Raw genomic sequence first — 21,085 nt, forward strand, 5'->3', positions numbered from 1 at the left:
TTAGAAATTAGGGGTCAAAGGCATTCTTCTTTTGTGATGGCTACGATTGTGCCAAAAGTTTATTCTATCTAAAGCACCATCAGAGACTAATTTACCATCTAAAAAATCATCTATTTCGCTATATGTGACGCCCATTTCGTCTTCATCTGTTTGGCCTTGCCATAGGCCAGCTGATGGAGCTTTATTGAGTATATTTTTAGGTACATTTAAATATCTACCCATTTCAAAAACTTGTGACTTCTTTAGATTAATAATAGGAACAATATCTGCAGCGCCATCACCGAATTTAGTAAAATAACCCATGTGCCATTCACAAGCATTATCTGTTCCAACAACCATTCTATTATTTTGTTGAGCATAAGCATATAGATACATCATACGGAATCTAGCTTGAGCGTTGCCTTTTATAACCTGCTGTCTATTATTTTCTTTATTTTCAAATAACTGAGTAGTTTCTAAAAATTTTTCATAAGAATCCTGGATTGGAATAATGAAGTAGGGTATTTTAAGCTGTTTTATTAGTTCTAATGCATCAGATTTGTCATTATCTGAATTATTTTCTGAAGGCATAATAAGAGCAGTTACTGGAAGATTTGTTTTGACTAGAAGTGATGCACAAACTGCAGAGTCTATGCCGCCACTAATTCCAATGACAAACCCATCAGCAGGGTAGTTTTTACAACTTTCCTTAAGCCAATTAACAAGTTTTTCGGTGTATTCTTTTATATTTAAATTTTTTATGACTTTCATATATAAGACTTAATTATTTATTCCAAGCAGGATTGCTTTCAATAACATTCATATGATTATCTACATCATAACCACTTCCAAGAGATTGATATAAGTTAACTATACTAATTAATTCTTTTAATTTGGTTTGATTAACTTGCATTTGAGCATTTGTGTTATTTATAGATGCACCAGTAAACTCCATTTTGCTAATAGCACCTTTTTCATATTTTTTGTTGAAAATAATAGTTTGCTCATTAGTTGCTTCTAAGGCCAGCATATCTCTTTTCATGGTCTCTTTTGCAGAAGAATGTTCAGATAAGCTATCATTTACATCTTGCAGAGCCTTATGAATAGTGTTTATGTATTCATAATAACCTTGATAGAATTGAGCTTTTGCTTTATCACTATCTGCTAAAATAGCCATATTAAATACTGGAACTGCCGCGACAGCTTCAGCAGCCCAAACACCGGCATTCATTGTTGCTAATTGAGCAAGAGCTAATGTAGCGTTACCAAATGCACCTGTTAAGTCGATACTTGGGAAGAATTGAGATCGTGCAAGACCTATGTTGGCATTAGCTGTTTGTAATCTATATTCTGCTATGGCTACGTCTGGTCTATTCTCTAGTACTTTTGCTGGTAAGTTTACAGGAACTTCATGAGATGTGTTTATTTCATTCAAAGTTTTACCAGATATAACTTTACTAGGATTTTGACCCATTAATACACTTAAAGAGTTTTCAAAGTGAACAATATCATTTTTTATACTAGCTATTTTTCCTCTTTCAGATTCTAATTGTTGATTAATCATTTTGATAGAGAGAGAAGAGGCTGCACCAGCATCATATTGTTTTTGAGCAAAGTATTGTAATAGTTCATATTCTTCAACCTTTCTTATTTGAAGATCTAACTGAGCTTTAGCTGTAACTAAAGAAAAATATGAAGCTGCAACTTGGGTTATTATTGATAAGCGAGTAGTATTTTTCAACTCTGTTTGCATTTTTTTACTATATCTTGCTACTTCTCCAATTTTTATTTCTCTAACAAGGTTTATAGTGTAGCTTGGCACAACACCAACTAAAGATCCGCCAAAAGTTTCAGTACCTTGTGACAAGAATTGTTTAGCTTGAGGGATGCTTGAGTTAATATTTGTTCCAAAAGCTTGACCAATAAAGCCACCACCTCCAACAGATGCTGTTGGTAACCAAGCATAGTTAGCTTTTTCTATTTCTGCTTCAGATTGTTTTATATTACCAATGGCAACTTGTAATTGTTGGTTATCTTTTAGAGCTATAGTAATAAAACTATTTAATTGAGGGTCATTAAATAACCTCCACCAAGCTAACTTTGGTAAATCCCATTTTTGTTTGTCAGTTGTTGTAGTGTCACCTTCATGTAGCCAAACATTAGGAGTATCAGTTTTTGGTCTTTCATATTCTGGACTAAAGAAACTGCATGCTGTTAAGAAAGTGACAGATAATATTACAGATCCTTTATATATTATTTTTCTTATTTTCATTTAATACCTTTAAATTGTATCAACTTTAACTGTAGCACTAGCACCAACTCTTAGAGGATATTTTTGACTATCTTCTAATACTATTTTTATAGGGAATCGCTGTGTTACTTTAACCCAGTTGCCTGTTGCATTCTCTGCTGGTAATAAAGAGAAAACAGAGCCAGTAGCATAACTTAAGCTATCGACCGTACCTGTATAAGTATGACTGTACATATCTAATTTAACAGATACTTTTTGACCAGGTTTTATTCTTGCTATGTCTGTTTCTTTAAAGTTAGCATTTACCCACCATTTTTTATCATCAATAAAGCCAAATAATGGTTGACCAGGAGCAATTAATTGTCCAGAGTAAATTTTTAAGTTTGAAATAAATCCATCAGCTGGAGCTGTTAAGCTAGTATAACTTAAGTTTAGTTTTGCATTGCTTAAACCAACACTAGCAGCATCAACTTGAGCTTTTGCTATGGTGGCTTGAATACCTGCTTGCTTTAATGAAGATTTAGCTTGTTCTACTGCTTTTAACGCCTGAGTTTTTTGATCAGTATATTTTTGGGCATCTTGTTGTGAGCCAGCGCCTTCATTAAATAATTCATTATAGCGAGTAGCCATATGAGATGCCATTTCTAAACCAGACTCAGATTTAGCAAGGTTATAACTAGCTATAGATATTTGCTCTTTTGCAGCTTCTAATTGCCCACTAGCTTCCTCTAAAGCTGCTGTTGCTTGAGCAACTTGAAGCTCATAATTAGATCGATCGATTTGTAAGAGCTTATCTCCTTTATGAACATAAGAGTTATTCTTAACATATACTGTTTCTATATAGCCACCAACTTTTGCAGAAATATTTATTATATCTGCATCAACGTAAGCATTATCAGTACTTGGATATATTTTGTTATATATATAATATCCATATATTCCTAAAAAAGTTACCGCTATTATACCAAGACCAATAGCTATTTTTTTGGGTGAAAACTTATTTTGCTTCAGTTCTTTATTTTCTTCTTCAGACATTTCAAAACCTTTTTAAATAAAAACTAACACAATTTTAATGTCCCATCACAGCGGGAGCATCTTTAGGAGGCTCTTTTAAAAAAAATGGGAAAACTGCTAATCCTAGACTAGCTAAACCTACAATATAAAAGGAGTCTAAATAACTCATTAAGCTACTTTGGAATAAAACTTGTTGTTGTGCCATAGCAACTTGAGTTGTTAAATCGTTGAATGGAGAGCTTTGTGACCAAGCTTGGAAGTTTGGACTTAAGGCAGAGATGCTATTTCCTACTTCTTGAAAATTTACTTGTTGAGCTCTAGAAATTATTGTTGCTACAAAAGCTGTTCCTACCGAACCACCAAAGTTTCTAAAGAAGTTAAAAGCTCCAGACATGTCTCCCATATCTTCCTCTTTAATGCCAACAGTTACCATTTGCATTAATGGTATAAAAAATAACATCATCCCAACACCTTGAAGCATTGTTGTGGTAAGAATATGGAGTTCACTTGGAACATTAGAGAAGTGAGCTTGCATAAATGATGAAATAGCAAAAATCACCATTCCAGAACTCATTGTAGTACGACAGCCAATCCTTTTAATTAAAAATCCTTGAGCTACTATGGCTGTAGCTGCAGCAGCAACACCTCGTGGAGCAGTAATATAACCTGCTAAATCAACTGGGTAGTTATATATTTGTTGCAACATTGTTGGTAAATATGCCATCGCAGCAGAAAAAAGTAATACAAAGGTGAAACATAAAAATGAAGCTATAACAAAGTTTAGATTTTTAAATATACTTAGTTTGATAACTGATGAATATGTAATTCCGCGCCATAAGAAAAAACCTATTCCGATGATAGCTATTGCTAGAAGAATGATTATTTCAATAGAGTCAAACCAACCATTTGTGTTGCCATTATCAACAAAAAGCTCTAGACAGCCAATCCCAATAGCCATGAATCCAAAGCTAATATAATCAATTTTTATATTTTTGATTTTTGTATTGTCCATCATAATAAAAATCATGATTCCAGCTACTAAACAAATAGGGACATTTACATAAAATATCCAACGCCAAGACATATTTTCAGTTATAGCTCCACCAAGTACTGGTCCTAATATGGGACCCATTACTATAACCATGCTATATACAGCCATCATTTTATTAAATTCATCTTTTTTAAAATTTGTGGATATGTATGCTTGGGCTAGAGATGGAAGGAAAGCTCCTCCTATACCTTGTAATCCTCTGAAGATAATCATCTCAGTTAAAGATGTTGATATGCCACAAAGAGCAGAAGAAACTCCAAAAATCATGGCAGAAACAAGAGCGACACGCTTCATCCCATATTTTTCAATTACAAGACCTGAGAGTAAAATACAAATAGCAGCAGCTACGATATATATAGTTGTAACATCGGCAATGGTTTCGATATTAGCACCAACAGCGCCCATTATTTGAGGTATTGCAACAGCAACAATAGTTAAATCCACAATTTCAGCAAGAGCCAACAAACTAATAGCAAGAGCAATAATAGTTTTCTTTTGAGTCCAAAAATTACTTTCGCTTTTTATTTCTGTTTCTTGCATTTGTCAAAAGAGATGAAGGATAGAAAATTAGTTAGAATTATAGCATGTTTTAAATTATTTATAACCTCGGGATTTATTTGCTTAAGAACTCAGTTTTTAGTTTTTTAATATCAATCTTACCAGTATTATTTTTGGGTAATGTTTCAATTAAGATACAAGTTTTAGGAACTTTATAGCTTGCAAGTCTTTCTTTACAATGATTAAGTATATCTTGCTCTGATAGTTTAGATCCTGGAGTTAAGGAAATAAAAGCAATAGCTCTTTCACCAGATGTTTTGGAAGGAATTCCTGTAACAGCAACTTCTCGTATATCTTTAAGTTTAGAAATACAAAGCTCAACTTCTCTGGGATAGACGTTAAAGCCAGAGACTATAATCATATTCTTTAATCTATCTGTAATTGTAAGACGGCCTTTTTTATCTATATATCCAATATCTCCAGTTTTTAACCAGCCATCATCTGTGAAGTAAAGCTTATTGTTTTCATCATCATTCCAGAAACCTTGACATTGTTGTGGACCCTTTAACCATATCTCACCTTCATCATAACAGTTATTTATTTCTTCAAAAGTTTTTATATCTCTTATACTTAGTTCAGTGTTTGGAATTGGATAACCGCATGTTCCGAAGTAGTCAAATTCTGACTCATTAAATTTATTTAATGAAATAGCGGGAGACATTTCTGTCATTCCATATCCTTCTTTGAGTTCAACACCGGTTCTATCTAACCATTTTAAGTATATCTTCCTAGATATTGGCATTCCGCCACTTAAGGAATATTTATATTTTGATTTGTTTATTTTGTCAAAATTAGGATGGTCTAATAAGGCCATATATAAAGTATTAAGGCCATTAAAAATAGTAAACTCATTTTTAGACATCGTTTTTATTAGATCTTTTATATCTCTAGCATTAGGGATAAGGATATTCTTTGCACCAGCAAAGAAGAAACATAGTAGGTTAGCACTTAGTGAAAATATGTGATACAAAGGTAGTGCAGTTATAACAACTTGTGAATAAAGGTCTAAATCGCCATTAACCCATGCCCAAACTTGTTTAATATTGGATACTAAATTATCATGAGTTAATATAGCTCCTTTAGGAGTTCCTGTTGTGCCACTAGAGTATTGTAAGCATAAAATATCTTCTTTAGATATATTGGGTTTTTGATACCTATTTTCTTTACCAGAAAGAGCTTTTGAAAAAGCTATAAATTTATTTTTATCATAGTTGGGTTTATTTTTAATTAGATATTTTGATACAAGACCAATAATTTGTTTTTTAGGAAATGAATATAAGTCTGCAATATTTGTTACAATAGAATGTTCTAAAGAAGGAATATCATCTTTAGCATTTTGTATATGATTAGCAAACATATCCATAACGATAGCGCATTTAACATTACAATTATTAAATATAGCTTTAAGCTCTTCAGCAGTATAGAGAGGATTTGTATTTACAAAAACAGCTCCAATTTTAACGCATGCAAAAAGACTAACTGTAAACTGTATACAGTTAGGTAAGACTATAGCTACTCTATCACCTTTTTGGATATTTAATTCATTTTGTAAATAGCTAGCTAATTTTGATGACAGTTTATTAATCTCTTTAAAAGAAAATTCTTCAGAATGACATGTGACAGCTATTCTATTAGAGTATTGAGAAATTGCTTCATCATATAAGTCTAATAAAGTCTGATAGTTTTTCTCTATTTTATGAGGAGTATATTCAGGGTAGTTATTTAGCCATGTTTCTCTTGAGAACGTTGTCATAAAAATAATATCAAATATATATGTGGTTATATTTTAACAAAAAAAGAAAAATTTTTTATAACTTTGATTAAACATTATCCATTTTATGATCTTCAATCGTATGTAGACCTTTAATATATTTATTTAATGTTGGTATTAGAATAACCATTATTATAGTTGTTATTATTAGAGCAAACGATATTGTTCCAAATACATGAGTATAGGTATCTAAACTCTGTTGCGCTGTTAATGTGTCACCTTCAGGAACTGCAATAAAAGATCCTATGTAAGAAGCAAGATATGATGCAATCATGCTAGAAATAAACCAGAACCCCATAACAAAACCAGAAAAAGCAGCAGGGCAGAGCTCAGCTACCATTGCTAATCCAAGCCCTGAAATTAGAAGTTCTCCTAGTGATGATGTCGCATATGAAGCGACTAGCCACCAGCCAGATACCATTCCATTTACTGCGAAATATTTTGTTATATAAAGAGTAGTATATGAAACTAACATCATAGCCATTCCAAAACAGAATTTACTAGCATGGCTGGAATCAATTTTTCTATATATTATAGTTAGTAAAGGCGATAGTAGCACAATCCAGAAAGGATTTAGCATTTGATATTGTGCTGCAGGAACATCCCATCCAAAAATAGTCATTTCTACATTATGTACAGCAAAAAAAGTAAGTGTAGTAGGCATCTGAAAATATAAAGCAAAGAATATTATAGCTTGGATTATAAGAACTAGAGCCACAAGCATTCTATTTCTCTCATAACTGTTTGAAGAAAATGCTATATATAAGAAGTAGGTAGTAGCAATAATTACTACAATAGCTGTTAAGCTTATACATAATTTAGTGTTCGGCAATATATTGGCAATTATTAGAAGAGCAACTAAAGCGCCAGCTAAAGTATAAACAAGTTTTGTCTTATTTAGAGGTTTGCTTCCAGCATCAGTATATAGAGTTTTCATTTTTCCATAAAAAAGAAAAAATGCAACAAGTCCTGTAATAAGACCTATTCCGCAAACAGTAAAGGCATATTTATATCCCCAAACTTCGGAAATTATTGGTGTTATACTCATTGAAAATAGAGACCCTATATTTATAGCCATATAGTAGAGAGTCATAGCTCCATCTAAGCGAGAATCGCCTTTTTCAAACATTTTTGATATTAATGAAGAAGGGTTAGCTTTAAATATAGCATTACCAATAATTATCCCTGCTAATGTGTAATAAATAGTGCTGTGACTTGCAAAACTAAAAGAACAATAAGAAATGGCAAGTATAGCAGACCCAAGCACAACACTTCTTTTGGCACCAAGTACTTTGTCACCTAAATAACCACCAACCCAAACAAAGCCATATGTAAAAGCAAACATTGATCCCATTAAAAAGATAGTTTCTTTTTCACTAATTCCAAGTTTACGGGTAAAGTATAGTGAAATAATAGCTTGGAAGCCGTAGAATCCAAATCTTTCCCAAAATTCTATTGTCCAAACAATCCAAAAGGGAGCCGATAAAGTTTTTCTTTGTTGCATGAGATTGTCTCATAAAAAATATCAGTAACTATAAATTAAAGCACTTAAAAAAGCTGTATGCAATTTTATTGATAAATAATAGCCTATTTTTGTTTTAGAAAGTTTATTATAGAAATTAGACTTATGTGGGCTGTTTCTGATTTTAAAATTCTATCACCTAGATTCATAGTTAGACTATTGTTTTGATTGTTTATGAACTTAACTTCTTCATCAGTAAAACCGCCTTCAGGACCTATGAAAATGTTAAAGCTATTGTTGGATATGATATTTAATTCTATGTTGTTTTCTTTATTTTTAGTGTAGGGACATAAGACTATATTTAAAGCATTTGCAAGATTTATTTCAAATAAGTTTATAATATTATGTATTTTGGGTATAAATACTCGCCCACATTGTTCAGAAGCATTAATAGCAATTTTCTGCCATCTATCAATTTTTTTATCAAAATGTTTATGGTCAAACTTATGATTGGTTCGATCAGTTACTATAGGAATTATATTATTAACTCCTAATTCTGTAGCTTTTTGAACAACTAAATCAAAGTTCTCGTTTTTAATAATTGATTGATATAGATTTATATTGTAATTATTTTCTTTCTCAATCTTTATAGAGTCAATGATGTTGATTGTTAAGTGTTTATTTGAAATGTTATTTATTTTAGTAATATATTCTAAGCTATCTTTGTTGTTGAAAAGGTTTATTAAATCGCCTTTTTTTAACCTTAGGACATTTTTAAAATAATTATAATATTCTCCTGATATCTCAGTTTCTATAAGAGATTTGTTAATTTCAGGAAAAAAACCACGAATTGTTCTCATTAGATATTTTTAATTAATCTAAATATTTTACTATTATATAATATATAAAAATTTAATAGAGTAGAGAAGAAGGTCGGAGATGTTTTCTATAAATAAAAGTTTTTTAACTAATTTAATTGCACTACTTTTAGTAGTGATTGGTGTATATATGGCTAATCAACAAATAAAATCTGTAGGTTTTTACGCATTGTCTGGAGCTATCACAAATTGGATAGCAATATATATGTTATTCGAAAAAATTCCATTTGTTTATGGTTCTGGAATAATTCCTAACAAATTTGAAAACTTTAAAAGAGCTATAAAAAATATGATAATGCATCAGTTTTTTTCTGAAAAAAATATAGAAAAATTTCTAAGCACTTCAGATATGGAGCCTATACTAAAAGAGGCTTTAGTTAAAAAGTTAGATTATAATAAAATTTTTGATAGCTTTATTGATGCAATAATGTCTAGTAGTTATGGCTCAATGATAGATATGTTTTTAGGTGGGAGAACAGGACTGGAGAGTTTAAGAGAAAAGTTTATAGAGAAAATAGATAAAATGATTAGTGATCTTTTGAAAAATTCACATTTTGATAATTTAAGTATTTCTAGTATGGCTAAGGAGAAAATAGAAAGTATTATAAATTCTAGATTAGATGAGTTAACTCCTAAAATGGTAAAAGATATTATTCAACAAATAATTAGAGAGCATTTAGCTTGGTTAGTTGTTTGGGGCGGTGTTTTTGGAGGAGTCATCGGATTTATTGCTAGTTATTTTTAAAGCGGACAATAAAGATGGCGGCGCTTTTTTATCTTTTTCAATTTTTAGATGTTCAATTAACCATGGTCTTAACTGAGTAAATATGTCATTAATAGCGAGGTTAGTAAGATCAACATATTGATCAGCAGTTATATTATCGCCAATATCACCTTTCTCAAACTTTATTGTTTTAATTAAAGTTTTTTTAGTTTTTTCATTAGTTAGATAAAAAGTTATATAGAAATAAAATTTATGTGTATCTAAGTTTAGAATAGGTCCGTATGGAGTTGTTCCAGATATAGTAAAGTCTTGGCGTATATTTATATCTTGAAATGCGAGTCGAGTAACTGCATTTGTATTTAATATATATTCAAATAAGGCTACTGTGAGCATTTTACTTATTGGAACAGCCCATGCACTATTTTCAAATTGATGTACTTGGTTGTCTTTTATGTAAAACATGTCAGTAGACTTTATAGCTTGAGCTTGAATGCTGTAAACTAACAAGGTTGTATTAATATCAGCCTCTCCTACGTTTGGAAGCCCACTATCTCCTCTATGTTGATGTAACACATAAGCTTTCTCTACAGGTACGTCAATTGGCCCATCAAATATTGAAAAAGCAAAAGTTTTAAAAGGAATTGTTAATATAGCTATACTTAATAATATGTATTTTTTCATAATAATGTTCTCTTATTTAATGTTTAACGCCTCTAACAATTATTGATGGATCATATTCTAGTAGTTGAAGAACACCATTTAATCTAACGATTGTTTCTTGCATATCTACCATAGTCTCATTCATGTCCATAAGTGTTTTATTAAAGTAAATGGATGAGTTACTTAGGTTATAAAGAAGAATGTTAGTACTATCTATTAAGTTGTTAAATGCTCCCATGTTTTCTTCAGACATCATGCCATTAAACTTTGAAGCCATTTCATTTAAAGACTTAGATATTCCATTAACGTTTTGCATAATACTATCAAATTGAGAAGGCATAGTCGCTATTTCTGGTACGCTATTTGATATTACTTTAATAGGTTCTAAGGCTTTATCGTTTTTATCTATTTTTAAAGATAGTTCCACTTGAGATTGACCAGTTATTCCAACAGCTTGTAGTGTTGCAACAGTTTGCTGATAAATTGTAATGTCATTATTTATTTGCATAAAAACGCTTACAAGTTTTGGATTCTTCGGGTTAATTTCAATCTTGCTAACTTTACCAACTTTAAAGCCTTTATAAGATACTACTGATCCATCATTTAAGCCAGATATTGATTTAAAGTTTGCTACATAGGTTGTCGTCGGTTGCTGCTTAAAGCCACCAGATAAAGAAAATCCTATAAATATCATTACAAAAAGCATGAATAGTACAAAAAAACCAGCAAAGAGATTTTTAAAGCTATTTTCATTCATTAGTATTTATCTCCTTTATTGATGTTGCTCATGAGAGTGAAAGAATTTTTGAATACTTTCATACTGAGTTTGTTTAGCAACATATTCAACTGTATCATGAATCATAATTTTTTTCTCATCCATATATATAATATCGTCAACAATGTTCCATATAGTATTTAGATCATGAGTAATCATTACTACTGACATTCCCAATTCCTCTTTTAAATAGAGTATTAAGCTATCCATTGATTTTGCAGAGTAGGGGTCTAAGCCTGCATTAGGCTCATCTAAAAAAATAATTTTAGGATCTAGAGCTATTGTTCTAGCTAAAGCAACTCTTTTAAGCATGCCTCCACTAACTTCTGATGGGTACTTATTAAAAGCACTCTCATGTAAACCGACCATTTTTAATTTTACTCTAGAAATTTCTTCTAAAATTTCTGTAGGAAGTTTTGTATGCTGCCTCAATGGAAACATAACATTTTGCAAGTTTGTTATCGAACTAAATAGAGCGCAATGCTGGAACATCATTCCCATAGAACCAGATATTGCACGTCTTTTTATAGGATTATCAGCAAGTTGTGATATTTCTTGACCTTGTAGATATATTTTACCTTCCTGTATTGGTTGAAGCATTAATATTTCTCTCATAAGAGTGGTTTTACCACATCCACTAGCACCAATGATACAGCTTATTCTTTTTTCAGGAATATTTAGGTCAAGGTCTTTATGTATCCATTGTCTACCAAATTTTGTTCCTAATCCACGGACTTCAATAATATTGTTATTTGCCATTCTTAAAGATCCTTATGCTATACCATTTAGTGCTACAGCAAAGATAGCATCAACTACAATTATTAGAAAAATTGAATAGACTACACTAGCTGTTGTTGCTGCTCCGACGCTTTGAGAATCGCGCTTAACGGTAATTCCTCTTAAGCATCCTATCCCAGCGATAACTAAAGCAAAGAAAGGAGTTTTTACTAAGCCAATCCAAAAATTTCCAGCGCTTACATTTGAAAAAAGTCTTTCTATAAACTCTAAAGGAGTTATTCCTGCGCATGCATATGTGATTGCTATTCCACCAATAATATTTGCAATCATTGCTATTACTGTAAGTACGGGCAAGCTTATCATCAAAGCAGTAATCCTTGGTAAAATTAGCCTTTGCATAGGATCTTCACCGATTGTTTGAAGGGCATCAATCTCTTCATTTACTTTCATAATCCCTATTTCTGATGTAAAAGCTGAGCCGCTTCTACCAGCAACTATTATGGCTGTAAAAAGTGGAGCAAACTCTCTAAAAGAAGAAATTCCTAACATATCAACAACGAATATTTGAGTCCCGTATTGCATCATTAAGTTCATGGGTAAATATGTTAAAACTAAACCAATTATCAATGACAATAATACAATAATGCTAAGAGCTTTAATTGTAGCATCGTAGGTGACATCAAGAACAATGGAAAAAAAGGCCTTTTGAGGGCGTTTAAGAAAATTTATGTATCCTATGAAAATCGCACCAAGGAAAGATACAATTTTTTTAAATTCTGAGAAGAAGTTGTTTGTATTTTTTCCAAGCATATATATTTGGTTAAATATAGGTGCTACATTATTTTTTTCATTGTCAGTAAGTTCTGAAGTAGGTATATAATATTTAGAAGTTAAAGAAATAACATTATTTATTTTTTCATCTCCGTTAACAATGTTTTTTATATTTAGAGAAAAAGAGTTTAATGCTTTTAATATTAAACATGCTCCAGTAGTGTCAACTCTAGATACATCTTTAATATCTATATATTTTATTTTTTTCTTGAGAGAGTTTTTTAGTTTAGAGTAATCAGATGATTCTACCGTCCATTCCCCACTAAAATAAGCAGTACTTTCTTTTATAACTATGTCCATGCTTGTTTAAGAATGAGTAACCTTTAGTCAGTATACAGAAAAAAAAAGCTTAATTCTACTGAATGAGCAGTGTGTGAAGGTTAGTGAGTGTTTCCACACGTAGGAGTGTCATATTGGCGTAAGTTATTATGATCAATAACGCTTAAAAGCCTTTGTTTATATTCATCACCACTTAATTCAGAATAATTGCTTAAGGTATTAAGTAAATCATCAACCTGATTAGATTTTCCATTTGTCTTTGCTCTAACTTGTCTAAAGTCTTCAAATGCGCCGCCAGTATTTAATCTATAATAGTAACCCAATATACTATCACCAGGTGTTCTAAAGATTTCCATATATACATCAGCTTTTTCTGCTTTAGCTCCACAACCATCTTCAAAGCAATGAAGACCAAAGTAATTATTATATTCTGTTGCAAATCTAGATGTTCCCCAGCCACTTTCTAATATTGCTTGAGCTAGGACAAAGCTTTGTGGAGCTGTATCTATCTTGATAAGTAGTTTTTGTATTACTCGCTCGGATGATAGGTTTTGGTAATCAACTTTATAATACTTAGCAAAAGTATTTAATCTTTCTTCCTGTTTACTACTTAGTTTTTTATTTTTTTCTAAGGTTTTTTGTATTTCTTTAACTTCTTTTCTTTCTGCACATATTTCATTATTTGCACTATTTATGCCAATTAATGCAAGTTTTATGAAAGTTTCCTTTTTCTCTTTAACTGGCATGGCTGCAAAGTCCGGTTTTTCATTAGTATATTCAGGGGCTTGAGTTGATAAATGATAAATATTGGAGTCACCATAGGTGTTAAAAGATATTAATAAAGCTCCGGCTATTAAAGTAAAAGGTATTAAAAGGTTTTTTATATTTTTCATTATTTAATTAATTTTGTCTTAAAATATTTAATAATTCTAACATATCTGTAGGAAGTTGTTGTGTGAAATTCATTATTTCTTTTGATTTTGGATGGATAAATGAGAGTTTAAAAGCATGAAGAGCCTGTCTATTTAAGCTAGATAAAGCGTTGTTGGTATGATTATCAAGCTTCGGATATCGTTTAGATTTATTATTGTAAGTTTGGTCCCCAACTAGCGGATATCCAATATTTTTCATGTGGACTCTTATTTGATGTGTTCGTCCAGTTTCAAGTTTACACTCAACTAATGTATGGTGGGTAAATAACTCTATTGGTGCATAGTTCGTGATAGCTTCTTTACCGTTATCAGTAACTGCCATTTTTGTGCGATTAGAAGAGCTTCTTCCTATTGGTTTATCAATGGTTCCAGATGAGTCTAATAATCCTTCAACTATAGCTAAGTACCTTCTATTTACAGTTCTATTTGATAATTGTTCAATAAGTGAGTTGTAAGAAAGAGTGCTTTTAGCAGCAACCATTAATCCTGTAGTGTCTTTATCCAATCGATGTACGATTCCTGCTCTTGGGATATTTTCAAATTCTTTATTATGATGTAATAAAGCGTTTGAGATAGTGCCGGTTGTATTGCCTGCACCAGGATGAACAACAATGCCCGCATGTTTATTTATAACTATGATATCTTCATCTTCATAAATAATATTAAGTTTAATATTTTCAGCTATCCATTCGTTTTGGGGAATTAATTCAATATTTATTTCTAGAGTTTCAAAACCTAAAGCTATATATTTATTTTTTTGGATAGTACCATTTATTTTGATATTCCCATCTTTAATCCATTTTTGTATTTGAGAGCGAGAAAAATCTGGTAAAAGGTCAGTCACCACGCTATCTATTCTTTTTCCAGTGTGTGCGCTATTAAGTATAATATTTTGATGAATTTTTTTTAATGGTGTATTATCTGTCATTGTTAAGTTGTAGATTTTGCTTTCTTAAACTGATAAAAAGAAATTATAGTATAAAGCTTATGATAAAGGGTAATGCTACTGTGAAAAAGAGTTTTTTTTATATTTTATGTGTTCTTTTGTTGATATCTTGTGGAGCTAAAAAAGATCAAGAATTACCTCAGGTATATACTGGGTATACTGCTGATTTCATTTATGCCAAAGCGCATGAGCAGATGCAAAATGAAGAATATTTTGATGCTATTAGATCTTATAAATCTTTAGCTGCACAGTATCCATTTACAAAACAAGCTGAGCAAGGAATGGTTGATTTGGTTTATGTTTACTATCAAAATGATGAGGCAACGATGTCACTAGCCTTGGCTGAGCAATTTATCAAGATGTATCCATATAGTAAAAATAAAGGTTACATTTACTATATGATTGGTGTCGTTGGATTTGAAAACGGTAGAGGACTGCTTCAAACATATGCTCCTTATGATATGACCTATCATGATGTTTCAGGCTATGCGGATGCGTATAATAATTTTGAAAAGGCTTTAGCTTTAGATCCTAATGGAAGTTTTGTTCCAGATGCAAAAAGAAGAATGATATATATTAATGATGCTATGGCTAAATATTACATGAATATAGCTCATTTTTATTATAAAAGAGGAGCATTTAATGCAGCTATAAATAGATCATCTGAAGTGATTCAAAAATATCCTCAGAGCTCTTCAATAGAAGATGCTTTAATACTTACTATTAAATCATATAAGAAATTGGGTCTACAAAAACAAGTAGATATGAATATGGAAGTGCTTAAAGCAAACTATCCTAATAGTAAATATCTTCAAGATATTGCGGAAGGTGGTGATGGAGAAGATTTCTGGGAAAAATGGTTTGGTTGGATTTAGTTATTATCAATCTTGTTAAATATTTCTTTACTTACTTCTTTAACTTCTTGATTGCCATTAATTTTTAAATATTTTGGAGTCTTTATTTCAGAATGGTTAAAGTTTCTATAAAAATCTATTAATTTAGATGTTTGTTTATGATATATCTCAAGCCTTTCTTTAACGGTTTCTTCATTATCATCTGAGCGTATAATTAGATCTTCGCCAGTTAAATCATCTTTTCCTTCAACTTTGGGAGGACTAAATTTTATGTGGTATGCTCTTCCTGAGTTTGGGTGTATCCTTCTTCCAGTTATCCTTTCAATAAGTAATTTATCTGGAACAGCAATCTCTATTATAAAGTCAATTGAAACTCGTAGGTTGTTTAACTCTTCTGCTTGTCTAATAGTTCTTGGAACTCCATCAAGTAAGAAACCATTTTTACAGTCAGACTTTTCTATTCTCTCTTTAACTATTTTTATAATAAATTCATCAGAGACTAGTTGTCCCTTCTCAAGTATTTCTTTTAGCTCACTACCTAATTTTGATCCTGATTTTATTGTCTCTCTAATCATATCTCCTGTGGATATGTGAGGGATATTATATTTCTCCTCTATTATTTTTGCTTGAGTTCCTTTTCCAGCTCCGGGAGCGCCTAATAATATTATTCTCATCTTAAATCCTTTTTTGGTAATTATGGTTTACTTAATTTTTATTTAATTATAGAATAAACAGACTTGTATATCTATTAACTTTAAGTATTCTATATAGCTTTGCTGAAGTTTTTGTGCAAACTTATTTAATTGTTTGGGAGTGATTAAAACAATGATATCTTTGTGGCTTGAGAGATTGAGAAAAAAAGCAAAAAAAACTGTGCTTGGCGTCGAATATGATATGGCTACTGTATCTTCAGTTAAGTTGAAGAAGAATGAAAATAATGAATATGAGTTAATAGCATACGAAACCAATGATTTTCCAGGAGAAGCGTATGTTGATGGAAATGTATCGTCAGTATATATAGCTACTCATATAACTGATCTTATTAAATTTAATAAGCTTAAGAACACAAAGCTAGGTTTTTTAGTTTATAAAGATAATATGGTTAATTGTGAGGATATATTCTGTGATAAAAAAGCCTTGGAAATTATTTCAGAAACTAGTGTGTCAGATTATATACAGGACTACTTTCTTAAAAAGAAATATCCAGAGACATGTAGCAAGATATATTTTACCTATTTTGATCATGTTATTTCTGAAAGTAAGATTGAAGTATATTATATCCCTGAAATATCATATATGGAGAAAGTTAATGCTATATCTAAAGCTGCTAAAAAAACTTTAGCAGTATGTGACATCGATACATTTGCAATTTCTCGTTTTGTTCAAGAACTTTATTTTGAGGAAATTTCTAAAAATAAAAAAGAGAGTATATTCCTTGATTTGTATAGCGATAAAATATGTTTATATTGTTTCTCTTCTAAAGGAGAGCTTATAGATTATCAATTAGTACAAATTTTTGATTTAAAAATAAATGATACTAATTATGTAGATGAGGTTGTTCAATTATTGCTTAGATTCATAGATTTCTTGGCTCTAGATGTTCAAGGTGAATCTTTTGAAAGTACATTTAACAATCAAGATAAAAAAGTTTATATTTTTGGCTTAAAAAAAGGGCTTAATTCTATCTTTGAGTCTATAAAATCCTTGGTTGAGCTGGATTGTGAACTTCTTGACCCCTTTCTTTTCGTTAAGAAGAATTCTCAAAATGAAATTAAAGATTCATACAAATATGTTATGGCGACAGCTATTGCCATGAGGGAAGAGTTGTAATTATGATATCTATTAACTTTATTAGAGGAAGATGGCAAAAGCAATTGGTTCTATATTGGATTATAGATGTTGCCTTTATAGCTTTAATATCATTTGTCATAATGTATGTTGTTTCTATTATTGCATATTGGCCAACTAGCTTAAAACTTGAGACTAAAGATTATGCTCAATCAAAAGTAATGCAGTTATCTAAAGAAATAGCTGGATACACTGAAATGAAAAAACGTAGAGATTTGCTTCTAGATACCGCAGATGATTTTGCACGTATACAGAAAAGTCAGTATTACGTGCTTCTAGGTATTGAGAATATATCACAAGCAATTCCGGATGGGATATACCTTGAAAATCTTAAATATATTGAGAAAACAAAATCAGTTGTTTTGACGGGTCAAGTTTTAAATCTGAAATTATTGTCAGACTTTATTAAAAGCTTAGAAACAAAATTTGGTCTTAAAAAAGCGGAATTAACAAATTTAGGACCAGAAAAACAAGGTCAAAGAAGTTTTATTATATCTCTCAATTTTGATAAAGATAATATGGTAGGAAGCTAACATTATGATAGAAAAATTAAACTCTTTACTATCACACAAATATGTTAAGAAAGTTCTTTATATGAGATTAAGAATTAGGTTGCTAGTTACTTTAATCTTGTTTGTGATGTTTTTGTTTATTTTTTATATGATGTTTGTTTCGCCTGTTATTATTGAAGGTGAAAAAGCAGATTTAGAGACAGGTGCTTTAAAGGCTAGAATTGTTTCTTTGATAAGAAAGGAGAAAGATCTTAAAGAGCTAGAAATAGAAGTCAAAACTTTAGAAGAGCATAATGAGAAAGAAAGGATAACTATTCCAGAGAAACTTTCTGTTCCAGAGTTTCTTTCAATCCTTAGTGATAATATAAAAAAGTCAGGTGTTAATGTTACGGAGTTATCTCCAATAGGTGTAGAAAAAGATAAAGAGCTAGATTTATATGCACTTAATTTTAGAGCTACTGTTACTGCGACTTTTGATAATATGATAAAGCTCTTTGTTGCATTGCTAGATATGCAACAAATTACGATTATTACTAATATGACTATAGCTAAAGGAAACGGTAATGTTTTAACGATGAATTTTGATTTGAGAACTTATAGTAGGACGGGAGTATGATTTTTGCTGTAATTTCTAGTATCAAATTAAAAAATATATTAAGATTTTCTTTATTTATTTTTTTAATGAGTGTTTATGTATCAACATATGCTAGCACAAATAGTCAATTCGTAGATATAGACAATATGATAATAAATAATAAAAAAACTTTAAAAAGTACAGAAAAGTTAATTATGCCTGATTATGGTGTGGATATTGTGACTTTCGAAAGGCTATCTAAAATAAGAAATATTTTTAATTTAAGTCATGAGCTTCCTTTCCAAAAGAAAGAAACTAGTGCTGGACAAATGAGAGAGAAGAAAGAAGCAGATATTCCAGAAGAATTGCAACAATTAATGACAAAGAAAAAGACCTTTTTAGAAAATTTCCCAATTAATTCATTTCGATTTAAGGGTAGTGTTTATCAAGGAGATAAAGATTGGGGGGTTATAGAGTCAAGTAAAGACACGAAGCTTTATTATCTAAAGGAAAATGACCCAATTGGTGAAAGTTATGGGATAGTTAAATCTATTGGAAATGATGGTATTGTTATCCAAGAATGGAAGAAAGATACTTTAAACAATACGTGGAAGAAAACTGATTTTGTTTTACATTAAAGGAAAAAAATGTTTTTTAAGAAAAAATTTTTTATTATAAGTATTTTATCTATATTTATTTTTAATTTGGAGCTTAATGCTTTTGCTGCTGATACAACTTCTTCCAATATGGATAGTAGTCAAGATATGGGTGTTGGTCAACAAAACGCCGAAAAAAGTGGAATAGTCGGAAGAGAAGCAAATGTAAGCGATACTAGTAAAAAAAATACAAAATATCACATTAAAAATATTGAATTCCATCGTAGCCTAAATGGTGGTGCAGTATTGGGATTAGTATTTGATACTGAAGTAGGTAGCTATTCAAACTTTAAAACTGAGCTATCAAAAGATGGCTATACTATGAAAATAACCTTAAAAGATACTAGTATTTCAGATAGTTGGATTAGTGATATGAATACTACAGTCTTTAATACAATAGTAGATTCGATAAAAATATCTCATCCTAACAATAAGAGTGAAACAGTATTTGAAATACATTCTTTAGATAGAATAGCATTTTCAGATAATAGAAAAGCAAATGTATTAGAATTTAAATTTGATAGGCAAAAGAGTAGGGTTGAAGGCTTTAACATTTATGAACCAATAACGGTTTCATTTAAAGATACTCCTATAGAGACAGTATTGCAGGTTTTGGCTGAGTTTGCGGGTTTAAATTTGGTTGTTAGTAGTAGTGTTAGAGGAAACATATCTATAGATCTTAAAAATGTTCCTTGGAATGAAGTTATGAACATTATTCTTGTAAGTAAAGGTTTGGCTACAAAAAAAATGAATAGTATCCTATATGTGGCACCAGCACCGGAAATAGCTGCCCAGGAACAGTTGGAGGTTCAAACTAAGAGATCTTTAGAAAATAATGCTGTATTGATAACAGAGTTTATCCCTTTGAATTATACGACAGCAACATCTGCACAGACTGTTATTACCTCTATGGCTAATCAAAATGGAGGAATAATGTCTTCTAGAGGAAGTATAACTTCTGATGTTAGAACTAATACTTTAATTGTTACAGATACCGAAGCAAATATTCCCAAAATAAAAGAAGTAATTAAAGAAATAGATGTTCCGAATGATCAAGTGCTTGTTGAGGCTAGAATAGTTGAGGTTAGTAGAACTGCAACATTAGACTTAGCTTTTAACTATACTATAAAAGGACCTGCAGGCACTTTTGATTTTGCGATAAATACCTTTGATTCGACAGCAATTACAGCTGATATGGTCTATGGTAAATTTGGGGGTACAGTTGGAAATGGTGTTTATATTGGTATGGAAATAAAGGCTCAAGAAACAGAAGGAAATGCTAATCTTGTTTCGTCTCCACACCTAATTGTTTCAAATAATGAGACAGCTTTTATTAAACAAGGTACAGATGTTCCATATAATCAAAGTACTGCTTCAGGGGCCGCATCAGTTGCCTTTCAAGAAGCTGTTTTAGAGTTGCAGGTGACTCCACAAATAGCTCCTGATGGGTATATGATAATGGAGCTTTTAGTTACTAAGAACTCGGTGTTACCAGGAAAAGAGGGTCAGCCACCTCCAATTGAAAAAAGAGAAATCACTACAAAAATTATGGCTAGAGATGGTCAAACAATAGTTATAGGTGGTATATATGATAAAGAGGAAAGAGAGACTCAATTAAAGGTGCCTTTATTAGGAGATATCCCATATATAGGATATTTGTTTAGTAATACTCATATTGAAAATACAGATAAAGAGCTATTAATATTTATAACTCCTAAAATAATAGAAAGAGAAGTTGTTTAAATAAATTCTTATTGAAAAAATAGAGAGTTTTAGGTATTTTATATAGTCT

21 protein-coding genes are annotated in these 21,085 nt (G+C 30.9%); 7 read left to right on the forward strand and 14 right to left on the reverse strand.

The window, feature by feature from the left end:
* The 7 genes from nadE to DNK87_RS00120 form a co-directional block, all read right to left on the reverse strand.
* Positions 1–750, reverse strand: a complete 750-nt coding sequence (nadE, locus tag DNK87_RS00090; RefSeq protein ID WP_119330809.1) for an NAD(+) synthase — start codon at positions 748–750, stop codon at positions 1–3.
* 13 nt (positions 751–763) lie between these two features.
* Positions 764–2,251: an efflux transporter outer membrane subunit gene (locus DNK87_RS00095; RefSeq protein ID WP_119330808.1), complete on the reverse strand. Its 1,488-nt coding sequence runs from the start codon at positions 2,249–2,251 to the stop codon at positions 764–766.
* 9 nt (positions 2,252–2,260) lie between these two features.
* Positions 2,261–3,265 (reverse strand): HlyD family secretion protein, encoded by a 1,005-nt coding sequence (locus tag DNK87_RS00100; protein WP_119330807.1) that lies wholly within the window; start codon positions 3,263–3,265, stop codon positions 2,261–2,263.
* A 34-nt stretch (positions 3,266–3,299) separates the two neighbouring features.
* The gene (locus DNK87_RS00105; protein ID WP_119330806.1) at positions 3,300–4,835 is read right to left on the reverse strand and encodes an MDR family MFS transporter; all 1,536 of its coding nucleotides are present in this window, start codon (positions 4,833–4,835) and stop codon (positions 3,300–3,302) included.
* Between the two features lie 73 nt (positions 4,836–4,908).
* Positions 4,909–6,606 (reverse strand): long-chain-fatty-acid--CoA ligase, encoded by a 1,698-nt coding sequence (locus tag DNK87_RS00110; RefSeq protein WP_119330805.1) that lies wholly within the window; start codon positions 6,604–6,606, stop codon positions 4,909–4,911.
* 67 nt (positions 6,607–6,673) lie between these two features.
* On the reverse strand, positions 6,674–8,128 hold the full coding sequence (locus DNK87_RS00115) for an oligopeptide:H+ symporter (RefSeq protein ID WP_119330804.1): 1,455 nt from the start codon (positions 8,126–8,128) through the stop codon (positions 6,674–6,676).
* 83 nt (positions 8,129–8,211) lie between these two features.
* Entirely contained in the window at positions 8,212–8,946 is a 735-nt protein-coding gene (locus DNK87_RS00120) for a 16S rRNA (uracil(1498)-N(3))-methyltransferase (protein ID WP_119330803.1), read from the reverse strand.
* Between the two features lie 79 nt (positions 8,947–9,025).
* On the opposite strand from DNK87_RS00120, the gene DNK87_RS00125 reads away from it, so the two are divergent.
* Positions 9,026–9,709 (forward strand): DUF445 family protein, encoded by a 684-nt coding sequence (locus tag DNK87_RS00125; RefSeq protein WP_119330802.1) that lies wholly within the window; start codon positions 9,026–9,028, stop codon positions 9,707–9,709.
* Here the strand turns inward: DNK87_RS00125 and DNK87_RS00130 are convergent.
* From DNK87_RS00130 to rluD, 6 genes are all read right to left on the reverse strand, one after another.
* Entirely contained in the window at positions 9,650–10,369 is a 720-nt protein-coding gene (locus DNK87_RS00130; protein WP_119330801.1) for a hypothetical protein, read from the reverse strand. The genes DNK87_RS00125 and DNK87_RS00130 overlap by 60 nt on opposite strands.
* A 16-nt stretch (positions 10,370–10,385) precedes the next feature.
* Positions 10,386–11,105, reverse strand: coding sequence for an MlaD family protein (locus tag DNK87_RS00135; protein WP_119330800.1), 720 nt, complete (start codon positions 11,103–11,105; stop codon positions 10,386–10,388).
* Between the two features lie 15 nt (positions 11,106–11,120).
* On the reverse strand, positions 11,121–11,882 hold the full coding sequence (locus DNK87_RS00140) for an ABC transporter ATP-binding protein (protein ID WP_119330799.1): 762 nt from the start codon (positions 11,880–11,882) through the stop codon (positions 11,121–11,123).
* A gap of 12 nt (positions 11,883–11,894) precedes the next feature.
* Positions 11,895–12,992 carry an MlaE family ABC transporter permease gene (locus DNK87_RS00145; RefSeq protein ID WP_119330798.1) on the reverse strand — a complete coding sequence of 366 codons (1,098 nt, stop codon included), beginning with the start codon at positions 12,990–12,992 and terminating at the stop codon, positions 11,895–11,897.
* A gap of 80 nt (positions 12,993–13,072) precedes the next feature.
* Positions 13,073–13,864: a glucosaminidase domain-containing protein gene (locus tag DNK87_RS00150; protein ID WP_119330797.1), complete on the reverse strand. Its 792-nt coding sequence runs from the start codon at positions 13,862–13,864 to the stop codon at positions 13,073–13,075.
* Positions 13,865–13,871: 7 nt separating this feature from the next.
* On the reverse strand, positions 13,872–14,831 hold the full coding sequence (gene rluD, locus DNK87_RS00155; RefSeq protein ID WP_119330796.1) for a 23S rRNA pseudouridine(1911/1915/1917) synthase RluD: 960 nt from the start codon (positions 14,829–14,831) through the stop codon (positions 13,872–13,874).
* Between the two features lie 80 nt (positions 14,832–14,911).
* Between rluD and DNK87_RS00160 the strand changes: the two genes are divergently transcribed.
* Entirely contained in the window at positions 14,912–15,724 is an 813-nt protein-coding gene (locus DNK87_RS00160; RefSeq protein ID WP_244614577.1) for an outer membrane protein assembly factor BamD, read from the forward strand.
* Here DNK87_RS00160 and adk read toward each other — a convergent pair.
* Positions 15,721–16,377 (reverse strand): adenylate kinase, encoded by a 657-nt coding sequence (gene adk, locus DNK87_RS00165; RefSeq protein ID WP_119330794.1) that lies wholly within the window; start codon positions 16,375–16,377, stop codon positions 15,721–15,723. The two genes, DNK87_RS00160 and adk, sit on opposite strands and share 4 nt — an antisense overlap.
* Before the next feature lie 151 nt (positions 16,378–16,528).
* Between adk and DNK87_RS00170 the strand changes: the two genes are divergently transcribed.
* The 5 genes from DNK87_RS00170 to DNK87_RS00190 are packed head-to-tail and all read left to right on the forward strand — an operon-like array spanning position 16,529 to position 21,036.
* Positions 16,529–17,533, forward strand: coding sequence for a type IV pilus biogenesis protein PilM (locus DNK87_RS00170; protein WP_119330793.1), 1,005 nt, complete (start codon positions 16,529–16,531; stop codon positions 17,531–17,533).
* Between the two features lie 2 nt (positions 17,534–17,535).
* Positions 17,536–18,084, forward strand: a complete 549-nt coding sequence (locus DNK87_RS00175; protein ID WP_119330792.1) for a PilN domain-containing protein — start codon at positions 17,536–17,538, stop codon at positions 18,082–18,084.
* 4 nt (positions 18,085–18,088) lie between these two features.
* Positions 18,089–18,679 (forward strand): type 4a pilus biogenesis protein PilO, encoded by a 591-nt coding sequence (gene pilO / locus DNK87_RS00180; protein ID WP_119330791.1) that lies wholly within the window; start codon positions 18,089–18,091, stop codon positions 18,677–18,679.
* Entirely contained in the window at positions 18,676–19,275 is a 600-nt protein-coding gene (locus tag DNK87_RS00185; RefSeq protein WP_119330790.1) for a pilus assembly protein PilP, read from the forward strand. The genes pilO and DNK87_RS00185 overlap by 4 nt, the downstream gene beginning before the upstream one ends.
* A gap of 9 nt (positions 19,276–19,284) precedes the next feature.
* Entirely contained in the window at positions 19,285–21,036 is a 1,752-nt protein-coding gene (locus tag DNK87_RS00190; protein ID WP_119330789.1) for a type IV pilus secretin PilQ, read from the forward strand.
* The last annotated feature ends 49 nt before the right edge of the window (positions 21,037–21,085 follow it).

The organism is Pseudofrancisella aestuarii (assembly GCF_003574475.2).
Taxonomy (GTDB): Bacteria; Pseudomonadota; Gammaproteobacteria; order Francisellales; family Francisellaceae; genus Francisella; species Francisella aestuarii.

Excerpts from the sequence above, each read along its gene's own strand:
- nadE (WP_119330809.1), bottom strand. The coding sequence starts at position 750 with ATGAAAGTCATAAAAAATTTAAATATAAAAGAATACACCGAAAAACTT.
- DNK87_RS00095 (WP_119330808.1), bottom strand. The coding sequence starts at position 2,251 with ATGAAAATAAGAAAAATAATATATAAAGGATCTGTAATATTATCTGTC.
- DNK87_RS00100 (WP_119330807.1), bottom strand. The coding sequence starts at position 3,265 with ATGTCTGAAGAAGAAAATAAAGAACTGAAGCAAAATAAGTTTTCACCC.
- DNK87_RS00105 (WP_119330806.1), bottom strand. The coding sequence starts at position 4,835 with ATGCAAGAAACAGAAATAAAAAGCGAAAGTAATTTTTGGACTCAAAAG.
- DNK87_RS00110 (WP_119330805.1), bottom strand. The coding sequence starts at position 6,606 with ATGACAACGTTCTCAAGAGAAACATGGCTAAATAACTACCCTGAATAT.
- DNK87_RS00115 (WP_119330804.1), bottom strand. The coding sequence starts at position 8,128 with ATGCAACAAAGAAAAACTTTATCGGCTCCCTTTTGGATTGTTTGGACA.
- DNK87_RS00120 (WP_119330803.1), bottom strand. The coding sequence starts at position 8,946 with ATGAGAACAATTCGTGGTTTTTTTCCTGAAATTAACAAATCTCTTATA.
- DNK87_RS00125 (WP_119330802.1), top strand. The coding sequence starts at position 9,026 with ATGTTTTCTATAAATAAAAGTTTTTTAACTAATTTAATTGCACTACTT.
- DNK87_RS00130 (WP_119330801.1), bottom strand. The coding sequence starts at position 10,369 with ATGAAAAAATACATATTATTAAGTATAGCTATATTAACAATTCCTTTT.
- DNK87_RS00135 (WP_119330800.1), bottom strand. The coding sequence starts at position 11,105 with ATGAATGAAAATAGCTTTAAAAATCTCTTTGCTGGTTTTTTTGTACTA.
- DNK87_RS00140 (WP_119330799.1), bottom strand. The coding sequence starts at position 11,882 with ATGGCAAATAACAATATTATTGAAGTCCGTGGATTAGGAACAAAATTT.
- DNK87_RS00145 (WP_119330798.1), bottom strand. The coding sequence starts at position 12,992 with ATGGACATAGTTATAAAAGAAAGTACTGCTTATTTTAGTGGGGAATGG.
- DNK87_RS00150 (WP_119330797.1), bottom strand. The coding sequence starts at position 13,864 with ATGAAAAATATAAAAAACCTTTTAATACCTTTTACTTTAATAGCCGGA.
- rluD (WP_119330796.1), bottom strand. The coding sequence starts at position 14,831 with ATGACAGATAATACACCATTAAAAAAAATTCATCAAAATATTATACTT.
- adk (WP_119330794.1), bottom strand. The coding sequence starts at position 16,377 with ATGAGAATAATATTATTAGGCGCTCCCGGAGCTGGAAAAGGAACTCAA.
- DNK87_RS00170 (WP_119330793.1), top strand. The coding sequence starts at position 16,529 with ATGATATCTTTGTGGCTTGAGAGATTGAGAAAAAAAGCAAAAAAAACT.
- DNK87_RS00175 (WP_119330792.1), top strand. The coding sequence starts at position 17,536 with ATGATATCTATTAACTTTATTAGAGGAAGATGGCAAAAGCAATTGGTT.
- pilO (WP_119330791.1), top strand. The coding sequence starts at position 18,089 with ATGATAGAAAAATTAAACTCTTTACTATCACACAAATATGTTAAGAAA.
- DNK87_RS00185 (WP_119330790.1), top strand. The coding sequence starts at position 18,676 with ATGATTTTTGCTGTAATTTCTAGTATCAAATTAAAAAATATATTAAGA.
- DNK87_RS00190 (WP_119330789.1), top strand. The coding sequence starts at position 19,285 with ATGTTTTTTAAGAAAAAATTTTTTATTATAAGTATTTTATCTATATTT.